General features: G+C 46.2%; 12 protein-coding genes. 8 read left to right on the forward strand and 4 right to left on the reverse strand.

What is annotated here, in order from left to right; translation table 11 throughout:
- Positions 1-81: 81 nt before the first annotated feature.
- Together BWI44_RS01720 and BWI44_RS01725 are read right to left on the reverse strand one after the other, a co-directional pair.
- A complete protein-coding gene (locus BWI44_RS01720) occupies positions 82-2,325 on the reverse strand; it encodes an inorganic phosphate transporter (RefSeq protein WP_195208319.1) in 2,244 nt (747 codons plus the stop codon).
- Positions 2,326-2,409: 84 nt separating this feature from the next.
- Entirely contained in the window at positions 2,410-4,479 is a 2,070-nt protein-coding gene (locus BWI44_RS01725; protein ID WP_278704244.1) for an RNA degradosome polyphosphate kinase, read from the reverse strand.
- A gap of 57 nt (positions 4,480-4,536) precedes the next feature.
- Between BWI44_RS01725 and BWI44_RS01730 the strand changes: the two genes are divergently transcribed.
- The 3 genes from BWI44_RS01730 (at position 4,537) to rfbB (ending at position 7,225) form a co-directional block, all read left to right on the forward strand.
- Positions 4,537-5,028, forward strand: coding sequence for a metallophosphoesterase family protein (locus BWI44_RS01730; protein WP_007667884.1), 492 nt, complete (start codon positions 4,537-4,539; stop codon positions 5,026-5,028).
- Between the two features lie 148 nt (positions 5,029-5,176).
- Entirely contained in the window at positions 5,177-6,049 is an 873-nt protein-coding gene (gene rfbA, locus BWI44_RS01735) for a glucose-1-phosphate thymidylyltransferase RfbA (protein WP_007667881.1), read from the forward strand.
- A gap of 36 nt (positions 6,050-6,085) precedes the next feature.
- Entirely contained in the window at positions 6,086-7,225 is a 1,140-nt protein-coding gene (gene rfbB / locus BWI44_RS01740; protein ID WP_022392937.1) for a dTDP-glucose 4,6-dehydratase, read from the forward strand.
- A 129-nt stretch (positions 7,226-7,354) separates the two neighbouring features.
- On the opposite strand, the gene menA is transcribed toward rfbB, so the two are convergent.
- Entirely contained in the window at positions 7,355-8,266 is a 912-nt protein-coding gene (gene menA / locus BWI44_RS01745; RefSeq protein ID WP_195208317.1) for a 1,4-dihydroxy-2-naphthoate octaprenyltransferase, read from the reverse strand.
- 106 nt (positions 8,267-8,372) lie between these two features.
- Here menA and BWI44_RS01750 point away from each other — a divergent pair, with 106 nt between their 5' ends.
- Positions 8,373-9,281: a metallophosphoesterase gene (locus BWI44_RS01750; protein WP_195208316.1), complete on the forward strand. Its 909-nt coding sequence runs from the start codon at positions 8,373-8,375 to the stop codon at positions 9,279-9,281.
- 28 nt (positions 9,282-9,309) lie between these two features.
- Here BWI44_RS01750 and BWI44_RS01755 read toward each other — a convergent pair whose 3' ends face one another.
- Positions 9,310-12,279: a PEP/pyruvate-binding domain-containing protein gene (locus BWI44_RS01755; RefSeq protein ID WP_138292949.1), complete on the reverse strand. Its 2,970-nt coding sequence runs from the start codon at positions 12,277-12,279 to the stop codon at positions 9,310-9,312.
- A gap of 166 nt (positions 12,280-12,445) precedes the next feature.
- Between BWI44_RS01755 and BWI44_RS01760 the strand changes: the two genes are divergently transcribed.
- From BWI44_RS01760 to BWI44_RS01775, 4 genes are all read left to right on the forward strand, one after another.
- Positions 12,446-16,357 (forward strand): hybrid sensor histidine kinase/response regulator transcription factor, encoded by a 3,912-nt coding sequence (locus tag BWI44_RS01760; protein ID WP_286810656.1) that lies wholly within the window; start codon positions 12,446-12,448, stop codon positions 16,355-16,357.
- Between the two features lie 129 nt (positions 16,358-16,486).
- Positions 16,487-17,428 (forward strand): ROK family protein, encoded by a 942-nt coding sequence (locus tag BWI44_RS01765; protein WP_007667866.1) that lies wholly within the window; start codon positions 16,487-16,489, stop codon positions 17,426-17,428.
- A gap of 29 nt (positions 17,429-17,457) precedes the next feature.
- The gene (locus BWI44_RS01770; protein ID WP_195208314.1) at positions 17,458-18,192 is read left to right on the forward strand and encodes a 6-phosphogluconolactonase; all 735 of its coding nucleotides are present in this window, start codon (positions 17,458-17,460) and stop codon (positions 18,190-18,192) included.
- A 20-nt stretch (positions 18,193-18,212) separates the two neighbouring features.
- A complete protein-coding gene (locus tag BWI44_RS01775; protein WP_044155444.1) occupies positions 18,213-19,472 on the forward strand; it encodes an MFS transporter in 1,260 nt (419 codons plus the stop codon).
- The last annotated feature ends 15 nt before the right edge of the window (positions 19,473-19,487 follow it).

The following is a 19,487-nucleotide window of genomic DNA, read 5'->3' on the forward strand; positions in this document are numbered from 1 at the left end:
CTTTGGAGAGTAAAAATAAGATGAGCCCTGCAGTATTTGTGTTGCAGGGCTCATTTCGTTATGTCTGAAACTGATATTTAATTATTCTGCCAATTGGAACTTACGGCTTACCTTCATCAGGTTAATAGTGTAAGTAACAACATTCTGTGCTTCCTGTATCATTGTCAGGTATACCATGCTGACTTTGATACTGCCGGACTGGGTCTGAATGCGTTGTAATTCTTCCCGTTTCAGGTGCGACAGCTGTCCGTTCAGATCATTCGCTTTCCGGAGCTCATTTTCAAAATCCTCATAATCATTGTTCTCCATCTTATGGCGGCAGATCTGTAGTAAGTAAACGATATCTTCCGTTACATCAGAGAATTCACCTTTCTGGATGGTATCCAATGGCTTGAAATTATTGTCGATGTGCTCTAGGCAGGGTTCGCAGAGGCGTCCGATACTGTAAACCAGTTCGCTGGCAAAATCATTGCCCTGGTAATAGTAAAGGCCTTTTTCCAATACAGTATTGTTGTCTAAGCGACACATGGCAAGAGTACCTGTACGTTTCATCTGTTTAATGAGTTGTTTCTCGAATTTTACCGATCCCATGGCACGACGCAGACCGCGCAGGTTTTCATGCAAGAAAGCAGTAACCGTACGTTCGAAGTTCTCTTCTGTGAACTCCAATACCTTAACCAGTTCTTCGCGGGTATGTTTACGCAACAAATCCAGAATTTCTGTATTGTTATTACTTTGCATCAGCTGTTTGAGGGTCTCATTACCCTTTTCTTTAGCTTTGCGTTTCTTGTACATTACCTGGCTGCGGATCAGTGTGAATATCGCCAGGCCGATCAGTGCTATGATAGCAAACGTGCCTCCGAAATGGATAACCATGGCCACAAAGAAACAGATGGTAAATGCCGCACCGGCAGTGATGAACCAGCCACCGATTACACTGAGTACGCCTGTTATACGGAATACGGCAGAGTCACGTCCCCAAGCCCGGTCGGCAAGTGAGGTACCCATGGCAACCATGAACGTTACGTAAGTGGTGGAAAGAGGAAGTTTCAATGAAGTACCTAAAGCAATGAGCAGACCGGCCAGTACCAGATTTACCGAAGCGCGAACCAGGTCGAAAGCTGCACCATCGGCAATGATGGCCTCGTCTTTACGGAAGCGGGTATCGAGCCAGCGTTTCGTGCCTTCGGGCATTACTTTGGATATTCCGTTGGATAATGTCATACTGAAGCGTACCAGTGTACGGGCGATAGGGGTACTTCCGAAGTTTTCTTCTCCTTCATCCTGACGGGCAAGGTCGACGGAAGTTTTGATTACATTATGCGCTTTTTTAGAAGTACAAAGGGCATATACCATGATGACACCTGCTCCAAAGAGGAAATACCACGGTGTCTTGGCCGGGCCGAGGAGTGAAGTCATCAGGAAGCCGTCCGGCGAACTGCCTGCTCCGTTGGTGGTAAAGTCTATGAAAGAGGAATAACCAGCTAAGGGTACACCTATAAAGTTTACGAGGTCATTGCCGGCAAAGGCGAGTGCCAGTGCGAAAGTACCCAGCAGCACCACTACTTTGAATACATTTACTTTGAGCCAGTGCAACACCTGCATGAGTATCGTAAAGAAAATGAAACAGCTACCGATCAGCATTGCCGTGTTATCCTGTATCCACTGTTTGTTGTCAGCAGTCATGAATGAACTGTCTTTCAACCCCTTTATCAGCATAAAGTAGATGATGGATGTAACAGCAATACCTCCGAAGATACCAATGCTGTATTTCATCCTCTTCTTGTAGTTGAAAGTGAATATTACACGTGCCAGCCATTGTACCAGCATACCGAAGAAGAAAGCGATGGCGACGGAGACGAAGATGGCCATAATGACGGATAGGGCTTTGTCTGTATTGATAAGATCGCCGAGCCCCAGTGTGTCGCTGTTGTTTACTTTGATGAGTGCCAGGGCAAATGTACCTCCGAGTAACTCGAATACCATAGACACGGTAGTGGAAGTAGGCATACCCATTGTGTTGAAGACATCCAGCAAGACTACGTCCGTTAGCATCACAGCAAGCAGGATGCACATGATTTCGGCAAAATAAAAGTGCTGTGGCTGATAGATACCGTGCCGTGCAATATCCATCATGCCGTTGGACAATGCTGCGCCGATGAATACGCCTATACCGGCGATAAACAACACGGTTTTGAAAGATGCAGCTTTTGCACCGACTGACGATTGGAGAAAATTGACTGCATCATTACTGACGCCCACGATGAGGTCGAACACCGCGAGGACGAACAGGAAGATGACAATGCATAGATAAATAGTTTCCATAATGATGTATTTTATTTCTGGCTGCAAAGGAACGGAAACCGTGTTGCAGCGAGGTGTCATACATATTACAGAAATGTTACAAAACTATTCAATTCTCTCTTTCAAGTATTCATAAAAGGTATACTGCGAACGTACTTTTTCTTTCAGCGGATGGGCCGATTTCCAGCAGTTATGCAAATTTTCATCCACAAAACAGGCCTTGCGCTTGTCTGAAAGCTGGATGGAGAGCATGTCTATCAGTTCTTGCTTGGCATCGGGGTCCAGTATAGGGGTCACGGCTTCAATGCGGCGGTAAAGATTACGCCGCATCCAGTCCGGTGAACCGAGGAAGAGCTTCGGATTGCCACCATTACCGAAGTACCATATACGGGCATGTTCCAGAAATGTATCCACAATACGTGTTACACGAATGTTACGACTGTATTTCTGTCCCGGTATCAGGCAGCAAATGCCGCGTACGATCAGGTCTATTTCCACACCGGCCTGTGAGGCTTCATACAGACGGTCTATCATGGTGGGGTCCTGCAGCGCATTCATTTTAAGGATGATCCGGCCTTTCTTACCCTTCCTTGCCAGTTTCATTTCATGATCGATGAGGCGGTTTAGTTCCGGTATCAGGTTGAAGCGTGCCACCAGTAACCGGTGGAATACAGGATTCTCTTTTCCCCGTAAGGTGCGGAACAGATTGTGAAGGTCATTGACGATGATGGGATTGCAGGTGAAGAGTCCGCTGTCGGCATACAGTGTGGCGGTCTTTTCATTGAAATTCCCGGTGCTGATATATGCATAGCTGGTCAGTTTCTTATCCTCTTTGTCACGGCGCAGGACGAGGGCAACTTTGGCATGTACTTTTAATTTGGGTATACTATATATAATATTGATACCCGATGCTTTCATCATTTCGGCGGTGGCAAGGTTATTCTCTTCATCGAAGCGGGCTTTCAGTTCCACGAAGACCGTGACTTTCTTTCCATTTTGGGCGGCAGCTATCAGGGTGTTGATAACAGCGGAGTTTTCCGCCACCCGGTATTGGGTTACCATGATTTCGCGTACGGTAGGTTCGTGCACCGCCTCGTACAGGAAGTGAGTGAAGTGCTCGAAAGAGTGGTAAGGGTAATGCAATAACAGATCCTTCTTCTCCACATATTGAAAAATGGACTCCCGTTCGTTGAGGCATGTCAGCTTCATCGGTTGCGGTTTCCGGATGGGATGGATATTCGGATTCGGATTGGGCAGATGTCGTAAGTCTTCCAGATTCAGGTGCTTATCCCCCGGAACCAGTTCACGGCGGTCGATATGGAAAGCATCTATTAGGTAGTCGAGGAAGTCCTGCGGCATGGCACGGTCGTACACAAAACGGCAGACATCTCCTATCTTGCGCTTTTTCACCTTGGTCTTCACCTGTTCTATGATTTCGGAAGTATTGGCGGCATCGTCTATCAGTATATCCGCATCGCGCGAAATCTTGATACAATAACTGCTGTCCACATCATAACCGGGAAAGATCACATCCAGATTGGCCTTGATGATATCTTCGATGAACATCAGGTAATAGTTGTTCCCCACTTTGGGTAGTTCGATGAAACGGGGTACTTTGCTGTAAGGTTGCTTCATCACGAAGTACTGCGTACGTCCGGGAGCACCGGGCGGCAATCCTTTCAGGTGAAGGCGGACGGCCAGATACAGGCGGTTGTCTCGCAGGAAAGAGATAACCTTATCTTTGGAAACAGGTACGGGCTGCAGGAAAGGGAAGATTTCTTCCCGGAAAAAACGTCGTACAAAGTCACGATGAAACGGTTCTACGTTGCGGCTCTGATAAAAGATGATATGGTTTTTCTTCAGGGCAGGAAGTATTTTCTGTTCATAGATGCGGATACGGTCCTCCATCTGGCGGTTTACTTCAAGATTGATTGCGTCTACCAGTTCGATGGTCGATTGTACTGTTTCCTCGTCACTTTGTGCGGCACCGGTAGCTATTGCCTTATGGTCGGCAACGCGTATTTTATAGAATTCTTCCAGGTTGGAAGAATAAATGGATATAAAGTTAATGCGTTCGTATAGTGGAAGAGTATCATCTTCCGCTTCCAGCAGGACACGGTAGTTGAATGACAGCCAACTGATGTCCCGTTTAAAATATTGATATTGGTTTTCCATGGTTTCATCAAGATTTGCCCAAATATAGTTACCTTTGCACAGATAAACAAAAGAAAGATGACAAAAGTTGGTTTATTATCCGATACACACGGCTATTGGGATGAAAAGTATCTGCAATATTTCGAGACGTGTGACGAAATCTGGCATGCCGGTGACATCGGCTCGCTGGAGGTGGCCCGGAAGCTGGAGGCATTCCGTCCTTTCCGTGCCGTGTATGGTAACATCGACGGGCAAGACATCCGTCAGGTCTATCCGCAAATCAACCGTTTCACGGTCGATGGTGCCGAGGTATTGATAAAGCATATTGGCGGTTATCCCGGCAATTATGATCCTTCCATACGGGGCAGTATCCTGGTGCGTCCGCCTAAGCTTTTCATCAGCGGACACTCCCATATACTAAAGGTAAAGTATGACAAAACGCTCGATATGCTGCACATCAATCCCGGTGCTGCAGGTATCTCCGGATTCCATAAAGTACGTACCATGGTGCGCTTTATTGTGGACAACGGAGTGTTCAAGGACCTTGAAGTGATAGAGCTCGCAGGGTGAGAAAGCTCCTAAAAATAATTTAAATTATTTTGTACTGCATTCCGTTTGCATTATCTTTGTAGCCTGAATAGATCACCGAGAGCCGTGGGGCGTTGTCCTCCTTCTTATTTTATTCTATATTTGTATCAACCGAAAAAAGAACTGAAATATGAAAGGAATTATTCTTGCCGGTGGTAGCGCCACCCGTCTTTACCCCTTATCTAAGGCTATTTCCAAGCAGATTATGCCGGTTTATGACAAGCCAATGATTTATTATCCGCTTTCCACGCTTATGTTGGCGGGGATACGCGAAGTGCTGATTATCTCCACTCCACGTGACTTGCCCATGTTTCGCGAATTGCTGGGTACGGGTGAAGAGCTTGGAATGTCCTTTGCTTATAAGATACAAGAGCAGCCTAACGGACTGGCTCAGGCTTTCGTGTTGGGGGCCGAGTTTCTGAACGGTGAGCCGGGATGTCTCATTCTGGGTGATAACATGTTCTACGGACAGGGCTTTTCTGCCATGCTGAAACGTGCTGCCTCCATTGAAAAAGGTGCATGCATCTTCGGTTATTATGTGAAGGACCCTCGTGCTTATGGTGTGGTGGAATTTGATGCCGACGGAAAAGCGATTTCCCTTGAAGAGAAACCTGCACAGCCCAAGAGCAACTATGCAGTGCCCGGTCTGTATTTCTACGACTCTACCGTTACTGCCAAGGCTGCTGCTCTGAAACCTTCCGCCCGTGGCGAATATGAAATTACGGATTTGAATCGTCTGTATCTGGACGAGGGCACGTTGAAAGTCGAAATTTTCGGTCGTGGTTTTGCATGGCTCGATACCGGAAACTGTGACAGCCTGCTGGAAGCAAGCAACTTTGTGGCTACCATACAGAACCGTCAGGGCTTCCGCGTCAGCTGCATCGAAGAGATAGCCTGGCGTAAGGGTTGGATAGATGCCGACCAGCTTTACCGTCTTGGTGAGCAACTTGGCAAAACAGAATATGGCACTTACCTAATGGAACTTGCCAATTCCCACCGCTAATAACTTTTAATATTCAATTTTTAATTTATAATTTAAATGAAGACTTATCTTGTAACCGGTGCTGCCGGATTTATCGGCGCGAACTATATCAAGTATATCCTGGCAAAGCATGATGACGTGCAGCTTGTGATACTTGATGCTTTAACCTATGCCGGAAACCTTGGAACCATCGCTAAAGACATTGATGACGAACGCTGTTTCTTTGTAAAAGGTGACATCTGCGACCGGATACTTGCCGACGAACTGTTTGCCAAATTTAAATTCGACTATGTGGTGAACTTTGCTGCCGAGAGTCACGTAGACCGTAGCATTGAGAATCCGCAGCTCTTCCTCGTTACTAATATTCTGGGTACGCAGAACCTGCTGGATGCAGCTCGCCGTGCCTGGGTGACGGGTAAGGATGAGAATGGCTATCCTACCTGGCGCAAGGGTGTGCGTTACCATCAGGTGTCTACGGACGAGGTGTACGGTTCGTTGGGTGCCGACGGCTACTTCACGGAGCAAACTCCGCTTTGTCCGCATAGCCCATACAGTGCTTCCAAGACCAGCGCCGACATGGTGGTTATGGCTTACCATGATACCTATAAAATGCCGGTGACCATTACCCGTTGTTCCAATAACTACGGTCCGTATCACTTCCCCGAAAAGTTGATCCCGCTTATCATCAAGAATATTCTGGAAGGAAAGAAACTTCCTGTCTACGGTGACGGCAGCAATGTGCGCGACTGGCTCTATGTAGAAGACCATTGCAAAGCTATCGACTTGGTGGTTCGCGAAGGTGTGGAAGGTGAAGTGTACAACGTAGGTGGCCATAACGAAAAGACCAACCTTGAAATTGTGAAGCTGACCATTGCCACCATCCACCGCCTGATGACGGAGAAACCCGAATATCGCGAAGTCCTGAAGAAGAAGACGAAAGGCGAAGATGGCCAGATTGACATCAGCTGGATTAATGAAGACCTGATTACTTTCGTGAAGGACCGTCTCGGTCATGACCAGCGCTATGCCATCGACCCGGCAAAGATTACCGCTGCTCTGGGCTGGTATCCCGAAACGAAGTTTGAAGACGGTATCGTGAAGACCATCGAGTGGTATCTGAATAACCAGGCGTGGGTGGAAGAAGTAACCAGCGGCGACTACCAGCACTATTACGAGAAGATGTACGGTAAAAGATGATAATTTCATCTCATGAGACGATCTTAAATAGTCTCATGAGATGATTTTTTTTATCCCGTGAGACGGAATTTTTCGCCTCACGGGATGATTTTTTTTGTCTCATGGGATGAATCCGGATGCCTGCTACGTTTATGCAGCCAGTGCTACGGCCAGCAGTATGCCTAGGAATAGCATATTGCGTGAAGTCTCTCCCAAGATACGGTTCAGCCCTTTACCACTGCGAATTTTTACCATCTTGCGCCATGTCAGGGCGTGCATGCAGAGGTAGACGCAGGGAGCCCAGATAAACTCGATCAGCGTCAGTCGGCCGGTATTTACAAACCAGAGGCAGAACAGCGTGGCGGCAATACCCAGCCCTAAATACATATTTTCACCGAACTTCCGGCCATAGCGCACTACCAGTGTACACTTGCCACTCACGGCATCTTGCTCGCGGTCGCGGTAGTTGTTCACCATCAGCAGGGTGTCTATGGCCAGACCGCTGACGAGCGACAGTACCAACACGTCCATATTCAGCGTGTAGGCCTGTACGTAGTAGGTGCCGCAGACGGGCACGAAGCCGAAGAAGACCAGCACCAGCACATCGCCCCAGCCCAGATAGGAGAGCAGCGTGGTGTAGAGAAAGGCAAACAGGATACATACTACTCCCAGCACCACCAGTTCCCAGCCTCCGTGGGGCAGTTGTCCCCAGACGGTGAAGAGCAGTACCAGTCCTGCCAGGCACGACAGCAGCAATGCGCAGCCGATGCCAAGTTTCATGGCTCCCGGAGTAATCCAGCCTTCGGCGCAAGCACGTGGCGGACCCAGACGATCTTTACGGTCGGTGCCTTTCTGAAAGTCGAAAAGGTCATTGATGAAATTTGCGGCAATTTGCATGCCGCAGGCGAAGAGGGCGCACAGCAGGGCGGGCAGGGGCTTGAACTCCCCATCGCTGAAAGCCAGGGCACTACCCAGCAGTACGGGGATGATGGCTCCCGTCAAGGTCTTGGGACGGGCGGCGAGAAACCAGGCATAAGGTGAATTCAGTTTAATCTCTTTCATATTCCGTTTTTAGTTTAGGGTGAATGCTTGTTTACCGATTCTTGCAACAAAGATACTGAAAATGCCTATCTTTGTGTCTGTGTAATGAAGAAAATACTGCTTGTATATGATGAAGAAATTCCTCTATGTGATTCTTGGAGTACTGTTTCTCTCTTCTTGTAGATCGAACCTGTACGTACTTCCTTCTCTGCCGCCGGAGACTTCGGTAGCGGACAGTATCCGACTCGTCGATACAGAAATAACCTCTTTAAAGGCAGGTTCCGGCTACCGGGGCATCAGCCGGGTACGGACGTACAAGTTCAGTCACCCCGATGTGCCTGCTGCTTTCGACGGTTTTCGCATTGCCTTTATTTCTGATTTGCACTACAAAAGTCTTTTCAAGGAGAAAGGTCTGGAGAACCTGGTCCGCTTGCTCAATGACCAGCGGGCAGACGTGCTGCTGGTGGGTGGCGACTTGCATGAGGGATGTGAGTATGTGGCACCTGTCGTCTCCGCCTTGGCGGCGGTGAAAGTGCCGATGGGCACCTACGTGGTGCTGGGCAACAACGATTATGAGGCCTGTTATGCCGACATTGTGCGCCAATTGGAGGCACACAACATTCATTTGCTGGAGCACCGCGTGGATACACTGAAGCGGGACGGGGCGGAGATTCTGATAGCCGGCGTGCGCAATCCTTTTGATCTGCAGAAGAATGGTGTATCTCCTACGCTCGCCCTTTCACCTGATGATTTCGTGATTCTGCTGATGCATACGCCCGACTATGCCGAGGATGTTGCCATAACGAATACCGACCTTGTCCTCGCCGGACATACACACGGTGGGCAGGTGACGCTGTTCGGGCTTTATGCTCCCATTCTTCCTTCGCACTACGGACAGCGGTTTCGTGGCGGATTGAAGCGCAATTCCCAAGGAATACCGATGATCATTACCAATGGTCTGGGGACTTCCAATAAGAATATCCGCATGTTTGCCCCCAGCGAGGTGGTGGTGATAGAACTGAACGTTCATCACTAATCATATCCTCTTTGAATGAGAACAGAAATTATTCTTCGGGCATCAGTACTACTCCCAGCTTCTTCTTGCCATCCATCTTTACTGTTACAGGTTGTTCGAAATGAACGTGCCGCAGGTATTTTGTCTCGTGTACGGCAGGTTGGGCATTCAGGAATTCTTGGTTGTATACACCGTCGTTCATAAATGCATTGATGGTGAAATACCCTACGCCGAAAGATGTCAGGTTCTGGAAGAAATGGGTTCCCTGACTGGGGTCTACACGGTAATTCGTCAGTCCGGCTTCCACAATGACGCGGGCGGCGCTGATGTGTGGCCACTTCACGGGGATGCCGAGCCAAGTGTCACTACTTCCCCAGCGTCCGGGACCGACGAGGACATAGTTTCGCCCTTCGTCCAGGAATTGCTGGTTCAGCTTCTCTATCTCCCAGGCAATTTCCTGATTGTGCGATGCGCTATAGTCATCCGTCTTCACGTAGACGACGTCATAGATATCGTTCATAATGCCATGACCCAGCGAGTTGTTGGAGCGGAGCAAGGTTTTCTCATCCGGTATGGCGGTGAGGTCTTCATCCAGCATTTCTTTGGTGTCTACGATAGGACGTATCTGCAGCAGGTAGAAAGTACCCGATTTATCCTGTTCGCGGCTCATGGTGGCGGCAAACTCTATCTCGACGGGGCGGCGCATTTCCTGCTCACCGTACTTCAATACCAGTTGTAGGATACGTGCCAACGGGAAAACATCATGTTGCAGGATGTTGGCGAAAGTGATTACCTTGCGCCCACCGGGATAAAGACCATCGCGGATAATCTGGTCATAAGGGTCGTAGGTGGAGGCTATGTAATTCAGTGCTCCATCCTTTTCCGCCTCTTTCACGTGCAGTTTCAGCAGGTTGAAGCCATCGTCCATAGAGAAATCGTGTCCGGCATTGCGCAGGTCGAGGGCATAGAAGCGGGTTTGCGTCTCTTTCAGGGCTATCTCCATTTCGCTGGTTTGCAGAATCTGATGCGGATGATAGGGAGAGAAGCGAAGCGTCATGCCACCATCTACGATGTACTTGCCAAGACCGAGGGCGAGGTTTACTGTACCTTCTTCGGCCTTTTCATCACCGATGGGGTAATAGTTGAGCGAACGTGCCACGCCGGACATACTGGGGTAATAACGGTCGCCATATTGGTTGCCGACTACCTCTTGCAGGATGACAGCCATCTTCTCCTGATCGATGACATTACTTGTGGCCTGCATATACGCCTTGCTGTCGCGGAAATAGACCGAAGCATATACGCCTTTGATGGCGTCGGACAGCATACGGAGCATTTCGTATTTATCATCCAGATAAGGAATCATATAAGTATTATAGATTCCGGCGAAGGGCTGATAGTGCGAATCCTCCAGCAAGGAAGACGAGCGGATGGCAAGCGGTGACTTCACTACATCGAAGAAGGTGAAAAAGTCTTCCACTAACCGGTCGGGTAGTTTGGCTTTCAGGAAGTAGCGCAGGATTAAGTCGTCATCAGCATCGGAGAGGGCTACCTGATACAGGTTGTTTGTCTCCATGAACTCGTCGAAGACATCGGTACAGAGTACCACTGTCTTAGGGATGGCAACGCGGGCATTATCGAACTCTTCAAATTCGGGATGATGCTTCACCATGTTGTCAATAAAAGCCAATCCACGACCTTTGCCTCCCAATGAACCATCGCCGATACGGGCAAAGTTGGAGTAACGGTCGAAGCGGTCACGCTTGAACACAGCTACCACACCTTGGTTCTTCATCTTACGGTATTTTACGATGGCTTCGAAGATGATCTTGCGGTGAGCATCCACGTCCTGCAGGCTGTTCCAAGTGATAGGTTTCAGGAACTCTGCCACCGGGAACATGGCGCGTGAATAGAGCCAACGACTGACGTGGTTGCGGCTGATATGATAGAGGAACGACTCCGCAGGTACTGCAAAGAGGATATTCTGCAATTCTTTCAGATTCTTTACGCGGGCTATCTCTTCCAGCGTATCAGGATTGCGGAAAATGAAATCGCCGAAACCGAAGTTGTCCGATACGATGCGGCGCAGATCCACATCCATCTTCTTGGAGTTCTTGTCGATGAAAGCGGCACCGTATTTGGATGCATACAGTGCATTTTCCGATTCGGACGACTGGATGATGAGCGGCACGAACGGATCTTCCTTACGGATGGCTGCGCACAGCTTGATACCTGCTAATCCGTCCTTTTCGCCACGTTCCACGCGTGGAAAGCGGACATCGGTAATCACTCCTAATATATTATTCTTGTATTTTTCGTAGATACCGATGGCTTCTTCGTATGTACGCGCCAGCACGATCTTTGGACGTCCACGCATACGCAGTGTCCGCTGGTGGGCATTCAATGCTTCGGTACTGAATTCCTGGCTTTGTTTCAGCACGAATTTATAAAGATTGGGCAAGATGGACGAGTAGAACCGGATACCGTCTTCCACTACCAGAATCACTTGTACACCGACTTCGTTTACATCGTGTTCCAGGTTCATCTTGTCCTCTATCAGTTTGATGATAGACACCAGCAAGTCGGTATTTCCCAACCAACAGAAGATATATTCGAAGGGGCTCAGGTCTTCATTGGCAATACGCTTGGTGATGCCGTGACTGAAAGGAGTCAGTATCACCATGGGGATATGTTCGTACAAGCCCTTGATGTGGCGTGCTACATCGAAACTGTCATTATCTCCCGTACCCGGCATGCAGATGATGAGATCGAACGGTACGGTGGAAAGTTGTGCCAACGCTTCTTCGCAGGTGGATACTTGGGTAAACCGTGGAGGATAACGCAGGGAGAGCGATGTGTATTCATTAAATATTTTTTCATCTATACGCCCGTCGTCTTCCAGCATAAAAGCATCATAGGGGTTGGCTATCAGAAGGATATTGAAAATGCGGCGCGTCATCAGGTTGGCGAACTGCGTATCTTTAAAATAAAGCTGGTTTAATTTAAGCTTGCTGAGCATGGCTTATCACGAATTATTGGTTTGAAAGGCAAAAATCGTGCTTTTTCCTGTGAAATGCAAGGGAAACAGAGGGATTCTTTTGATAGAAAACAAACCTATTTGGATAGTTTATCAACCAATCTTAATATATTTGTCTGTATTATTGCAATTGCTAAAAGTGAGTATTATGAAAGACATCTTTATTATGATAAAGCGTACATTTATTTTGTTGCTATTTATTTCGTTATATACCAGCTTGTTTGCAGGTTCTTTCCGACACTTGAATGTAAGGGAAGGTTTGAGCAGCAGACAGGTTTATCAGATATGTAAGGATTCAACGGGATTTATCTGGGCTTATACCCATATGGGAGTGGACCGTTATGACGGGAACGAGATAAGGCACTATAAGCTAAATGAGACGATAGACTCCAAGGATCATATATTGTCGTTCACGGTGATGGAGATAGATAAGGAGGGAAATCTCTGGATTGCCCTGCGGAATGGCAGAATATACAGGTATGACAAATTGAAGGATTGCTTTGAACTACAGGTGGATTTGTCGCAGTCCATATCCTTTCCGGTCTTGAATGGTATAGAGTTTGAAGAGAATGGGGGATTGTGGCTATCTACATCCACAGGAGTGTATTATTGGAACAGAACCGATAAAGTTTTGTCTCCGGCAGGCCTGATCGGCGAATGGACCAATTGCATTATTAAATCAGCGGAGAACACCTTTTTCGTAGGAACCAATACGGAAGTCTATAAAATGGAGAAATCGAGAACGACCTGCCAATTATCGAAAGAGAAGGTGGATATTCCTGTGGAGGCTCGTATAGAGGCTTTATTCCTCTACGGTACTAAATTATATGTGGGAACCTTTTCTAACAGTGCTTTTGTTATTGATTTGGTTACGAAACAGGTAAAATCTCTCAATTCCTTTATTCCGGGTATACCTGTCCGGGTTTTTGCCCATGATGGAGACCACTCTATTTTGATAGGAGCAGACGGTGCGGGTGTCTTTAGGATTGATGCTGCTAATGAAACATTGACGGAGCATTATATAACGGATGAAGATGATGAAAGAAGTCTGACTGGTAATACCGTTTCGGACATCTGCGTAGATGAATATGGAGGTATCTGGGTAAGCACCTGTACGAATGGTATCAGCTATCTGGATCCTAATGTACCCGATGTACGTTGGATCAAGCACGAACGGAATAATCCTTCTTCATTGGCATCCGATCATGTAAATGTAATGCTACAAGACTCAGAAGGTGATTATTGGTATGGTACCAATGACGGAATCAGTGTGTACCGGGTGAAATCAAAGCAATGGATGCACTTTCTGAATGGGAAAGGTTTTGCTTATTCGTCTGTAGTGTTGGCTCTCTGTGAAGATAATGAGGGAAATGTATGGGCAGGTGGTTATGGAATCGGATTATATCGTATTCAAAAAAAATCAGGTGAAGTCCGGAAAATGCCGAGACAGAATAAACAGGCTGATAGTGGCATCTCTACCGACTATATTTATGCTATTTACTCAGAGGGTGATTATATCTGGTTCGGAGGTATTGAAGGTCATTTCACGCGGTATAACAGGCGTACCGATGTTTATACCTATTATCCGATTGATTGTGTAGGGGATATAAAGTATGGTGACAAGAATACATTGCTGATAGCTGGCTGTGACGGTTTGGGTTTCTTCGACAAATCTACGGGGGAAATTAAGTGGCAGCAGAAGTTTGGTGATATTACTTTGCATTATCCTGTCCGTTGCCTGCTGCGTTCATCCTCCGGTGACATCTGGTTGCTTACAGACGGAGAAGGGTTGATTCGTTTTAATCCGGAGAATGACCGTTCCCGTATTTATACAACTGCGGATGGGCTTGTCTCCAACTCTATTAATAGTGTGGCCGAAGATAGTAACGGACATATTTGGTTCAGTACGGAGAAGGAGTTATATTGTCTGGATCTGGTTGAAGATATGGTTATCAATGGCAATGATCTTTTAAATATCGGCTGGGGATATTATAATTCGAATGCTTCCTTGAAGACAAAAGACGGACATCTGGCATTTGGTACAGCGGAAGGAGCTCTTTTCTTTACACCCTCTTTTGACTTTTCTAAAAGTGCACCGGTCGAATTGATATTCACAGACTTTAAATTACCTTATGAGTCGGTAAAAGCAGGAGCAGCCGGTTCGCCATTAACGGCGGGTATCAATGATACCAAGTCTCTGAAACTGAAATACAATCAGAATTCTTTCTCTATCTCTTTTTCGGCTATCAATTTTGTTTCTCCACATAAAATCAGGTATGAATACAGGCTGAAAGGCCATGAGCGGCAGTGGCATCACAGGGATGTGGCTCAAAGTGTGGGCTATATGGATCTTCCTCCCGGAAAATATACTTTTGAATTGCGTGCATTCGATAAATATACCCAGCAACAGGTTGGCGAACGTTCGGTAGAAATATCTATCGATCATCCGCTTTGGGCATCCTGGTGGGCCATAGCGATCTATCTGATTTTGCTTGTGATATTAGGTTATTTTTTCTTCCAGTTCAGACGGCAAAGGGTGCGGGAGAATAAAATCAGGGAACGGATTCATTCGTTTATAGGAATTGCCCATGATATACGCACTCCGGTAACGTTGATAAAAGCTCCGCTGAGTGAACTTGAAGAACGGGGTGACTTGTCTGAGGAGAGTAAGAAGAAATTGGCAATTGCAGTGAAGAATGCAGAGAAGCTTTTTTCGATGATTACTCAGTTGCTGGAATTGCAAAAGGTGGAGGCACACCCGGAACATCTTGAAGTGGCATTATATAATGTAAAGGCGTACATGGAAGATAAGTTGTCTGCTTTCCGTATGGCTGCAGTCCAAAAGGAGATAGAACTTTATCTGGAGGTAGAACCGGAGATGTCTGAGGTATGGCTGGACAAGAGCAAGATGGATCATATAATGGATAATCTGCTTTCTAATGCTTTGAAGTATACAGAGAAAGGTTCCATAGGTATTGTAGTGAGACAGACTAAAAACAAATGGATTGTTGAAGTAAGGGATGCAGGAGTCGGTATTCCTGCAGAAGAACAGAAGAATATCTTTAATGAGTATTATCGTGCCAAGAATGTGGTAGACTCTCAGGAACAGGGCATCGGCATTGGTCTGATGATTACTTCCCGCATTATCAAGCAACATCATGGTAAGATAGAATTCAGTAGTATAGAGAATAAAGGGACTACGTTCACTGTTACATTTCCCAAGAAACTGCGATCGGGTATGGTGGTTGTGGCGAAGGAGGATTTACCGGAAGTAACGTCTCCCGATGTTTCATCTCAGGAGGAGGATGACCAGACGGATAAAAATATTCTGTTGCTGGCCGAGGATGATAAAGATATGCGTGAGTATCTGACGGACAGTTTGTCTTCCGAATATAAGGTAATCAGTGTACCCGATGGAGGAAAGGCATTGGATATGGCGAGGGAAATCAATCCGGATATTATTATTTCAGATATCATAATGCCTGTAATCCAAGGGGATGAGTTGTGTCGGATCTTGAAATCTTCTGTTGAGACCAGTCATATTCCTGTCATTCTGTTGACCGCCCTTTGTGAGAGGGAGAATATCATATTAGGATTGGAATCCGGGGCGAATGATTATATCATTAAACCCTTTGACTTGTCCGTATTGAAAGTAAGGCTTCGTAATATACTCCAGAATAGGCAGCATCTCAGGGATACTGTGCTCTCCTCGGATATACCTGTCAACGAAATAGATTACAGCAGCCAATTGGATAAAGAGTTTCTGGATAGTGCCATGGCAGCCATCGATGAGAATATGACTAATCCGGAATTCTCAATTAATGACTTCTGCCGTGCGTTAGGCATGAGTCGTACATCTGTTTATAATAAGATAAAAACTTTGACAGGGCAAGGGCCGAATGATTTTATCCGTATTGTCCGGTTGAATAAGTCGAAAGAGCTTTTGCTTTCGCAGAAATACTCAGTCGGAGAAGTGGCATGCATGGTTGGTTTTTCAGACCCTAAATATTTCAGTACGTGCTTTAAAAAGCAGTTTGGCACAAGTCCCAGTAAATTTTAGAGTATAAAAACTGTATTTAAACCTAAGTGGATAAGTAGCGAACCTTTTTTGTTAAAGAATCAACTTTCGTTTCCTTGATTGTGCGTAATATTGTGGTCAATAGTAACCTTCTAAAAATGCAGATAAAAAATGGAAACGTATTTAGGCCTGGATTTGGGCGGAACTAAATTATTGATTGGCGAAATTGATAGTCGCGGCAATATCTTGAGGTATAAAAAATATGACTCCGGATATTTTAACCAACAAGCAGCGTTGGATATTATCAAACTATCACTGGATGATTATATCAAAACCGTAGGATGGTATGATAAGAAACCTTTGGCCATGGGAGTGGGATTGATTGGACGGGTAGATCCTAATCAGGGTATCTGGTTGCAAATAGATCCCAGCAGGACGCAACCTATTGCTTTGGCTAAGGAATTAGCGGATATTTATGGCATTCCCTGCCATATAGACAATGATGTGAAAAGTGCCACACGTGCCGAACGTGTGTGGGGCTTCGGGCAAATTTCCAAAAACTTCATCTATTTGAATATAGGAACGGGTATTGCAGTCGGCACGGTTGTGAACGGCAGGCAGATACGTGGTAGCCATTTTAATGCCGGTGAAGTGGGACATGTGCGGGTAGGAGTCAATGTAGGAATCAAATGTACTTGTGGAAGGGTGGATTGTGTGGAGGCTATAGCTTCCGGTATTGGTTTCGACCGTTGTGCAAGAATACTTCAGAAAGATTATACCACGGATTTACACATTCCTGCCGACAAAGGGGAACGGATACCTGTCAGTGAGATTTTTGCATTGAGTCGTAAAGGTGATCCTTTATGTGTGAAACTGGTGGAGAATGCTTCCGAAGCATTAGCGAATCTTGTAATGAACTTGGTGCGGGTGACAGATCCGGAGACAATCGTCTTAGGTGGTGGTGTAGTGGCAGACGGATATATTCATGCGAAGATAATGGAATTGTTGAATCCGACCACTATGCGTTTTGTAAGCAATGGTGTTGTTATCACAAAGTTGAATCCGGAATTCATAGGTTTACTGGGTGCAGGTGCTGTGGCCATGAATATGTAAATAGTGATTAGTGATAAGAAAGTGGAGTCATGAAAATAACTATAGCAAAGAGCGAAAAAGAATTTGATTGCATCGCTGCATGGCAGATTATAGGTGAAATTCTAAATAAACCGGAAGCTGTTATCGGGCTTTCGACAGGACGTACGACCGGAAATCTGCACCGGATGGTTGGAGAAATATATTCCTGTTATCCTTTCAATACCTCTGCGGTCACGTTTTTCGGATTGGATGAAGTGGTGAACGTGCCGCGTGAATATGCCGGGGCATGTTATACGATGCTGAAAACGGAAATTATAGATGCATTGGGCATAAAAGATGAAAATTTCCTGATGTTGCCAACAGTTTCAGATGATTTTGGAAAAGCTTGCAGGGCATTTCAAGAAGAAATTGCCAAGCGTGGAGGTATTGACTTACTGATTCTGGGTTTGGGAGAGAACGGACATTTAGGTTTCAATCAACCTCACTCCCCTTTGGGAGGAGATGCGTGGGTTACTAAGATGAATCCGGAATTGGAAGAACGCATTCGTAGAGAAACCCACACCCCGCCGGAGAAGGAACTGGGAGGGGTAACTCTGGGGATAAAAAATATCATGCAGACACGCCGGATTGTACTGGTGGCCAAAGGCAGTAACAAAGCTGAGACCGTGAAACAAATGCTGGAAGGACCTGTCACGTCTGATGTTCCAGCCTCTGTCCTTCAGTTACATCCGGATTGTGAGTTTCTGCTGGATGTTGCTTCTGCAGCTAAGTTATCTGAAAAATAATCATTTGCTAATACTACATGATGACACACCAAGAAAAACAAATCAATTACATGGGACCGTTTCTTACAATGGTCTTCCTGTTCCTTATTGTAGGCTTCCTGACAACTGCCAATACTCAGTTTCAGGGGCCGTTGAAGGAAACTTTTCTTATGAAAGTAGGTAATCTGAAGAATACATTTGCAACTCTGATTACTTTCTCGTGGTTCCTTGCTTACCCTATTTGTGGGAGTATAGGTTCATCCTGGATTAGCAAGTATGGCTATAAAGGAACCTTGATCCGTGGACTTTGGGTGATGATTATCGGTCTGGGACTCTTTTTTGCTTCATCTTATTTTACCGTTCAATTTCCTGATGTTAATATCAGAATGGGAGAGAGTATTATTCCCATAGGATTCTTTATATTTCTATTAGGATCATTTGTTGTGGGTGCTTCGGCCACGATTTTGCAGGTCGTTATTAATCCTTATCTTACCGCTTGCCGTGTGAAAGGGACACAAGCCATTCAACGTTTGGCTATTGGGGGGACAGCAAACTCTGTGGGTACTACGATTGCCCCTTATTTCGTGACCGGTGTTGTGTTTGGTGGCTTGGCTATGGAAGATATTCAAATCAGCCAGTTGATGATGCCTTTCTTTGCATTGATGGTAACTATAGCTGTGGTTGTTTTCTTATTGATGAGGCTATCTTTGCCGGATATACAGGGTACACGGGTAGAGAAAGGGGAGAAGTTGGAGAAAAGTGTATGGTCATTCCGTCACTTGACATTGGGAGTTTGCGCTATCTTTTGTTATGTGGGTGTCGAGGTCTGCATTGGTGCGAATATCAATTTATATGCCATTGAACGGAATTGTCCTTCACCTGCCTTATTGGCCACACTCTATTGGGGTGGTATGCTGATCGGACGACTGGTAGGAAGTTCGTTGAGCAGAGTTTCCCCTCGTGTGCAACTGACCGTAACTACCATATCGGCAGGTGTGTTGGCTTTGCTGGCTATCATCTTTAATAATCCTTGGTTACTGACAGCAGTCGGACTTTTCCATTCCATCATGTGGGGGGCTATCTTCACATTGTCCGTGGCTCATTTGGGTAAATATACTTCGGTAGCTTCCGGGGTATTCATGATAGGGGTAGTGGGAGGTGCCATCCTGCCTTTGTTGCAAGGTGTCTTCGCTGACTTGCTGGAAAGTTGGAGATGGTCTTGGTTTATTGTAATTTTGGGAGAAGTATTTATGCTGTATTATGCATTGATAGGTTCTCGTGTTTGTCAAACAGCTGATTAATTATTATAATAATAT

The organism is Bacteroides sp. Phil13, from assembly GCF_001940965.1.
Classification (GTDB): Bacteria; Bacteroidota; Bacteroidia; order Bacteroidales; family Bacteroidaceae; genus Bacteroides; species Bacteroides intestinalis.

What these genes read in the sequence shown, in the direction of transcription:
- BWI44_RS01720 (WP_195208319.1), bottom strand. Translation starts at nt 2,325, where the DNA reads ATGGAAACTATTTATCTATGCATTGTCATCTTCCTGTTCGTCCTCGCG.
- BWI44_RS01725 (WP_278704244.1), bottom strand. Translation starts at nt 4,479, where the DNA reads ATGGAAAACCAATATCAATATTTTAAACGGGACATCAGTTGGCTGTCA.
- BWI44_RS01730 (WP_007667884.1), top strand. Translation starts at nt 4,537, where the DNA reads ATGACAAAAGTTGGTTTATTATCCGATACACACGGCTATTGGGATGAA.
- rfbA (WP_007667881.1), top strand. Translation starts at nt 5,177, where the DNA reads ATGAAAGGAATTATTCTTGCCGGTGGTAGCGCCACCCGTCTTTACCCC.
- rfbB (WP_022392937.1), top strand. Translation starts at nt 6,086, where the DNA reads ATGAAGACTTATCTTGTAACCGGTGCTGCCGGATTTATCGGCGCGAAC.
- menA (WP_195208317.1), bottom strand. Translation starts at nt 8,266, where the DNA reads ATGAAAGAGATTAAACTGAATTCACCTTATGCCTGGTTTCTCGCCGCC.
- BWI44_RS01750 (WP_195208316.1), top strand. Translation starts at nt 8,373, where the DNA reads ATGATGAAGAAATTCCTCTATGTGATTCTTGGAGTACTGTTTCTCTCT.
- BWI44_RS01755 (WP_138292949.1), bottom strand. Translation starts at nt 12,279, where the DNA reads ATGCTCAGCAAGCTTAAATTAAACCAGCTTTATTTTAAAGATACGCAG.
- BWI44_RS01760 (WP_286810656.1), top strand. Translation starts at nt 12,446, where the DNA reads ATGAAAGACATCTTTATTATGATAAAGCGTACATTTATTTTGTTGCTA.
- BWI44_RS01765 (WP_007667866.1), top strand. Translation starts at nt 16,487, where the DNA reads ATGGAAACGTATTTAGGCCTGGATTTGGGCGGAACTAAATTATTGATT.
- BWI44_RS01770 (WP_195208314.1), top strand. Translation starts at nt 17,458, where the DNA reads ATGAAAATAACTATAGCAAAGAGCGAAAAAGAATTTGATTGCATCGCT.
- BWI44_RS01775 (WP_044155444.1), top strand. Translation starts at nt 18,213, where the DNA reads ATGACACACCAAGAAAAACAAATCAATTACATGGGACCGTTTCTTACA.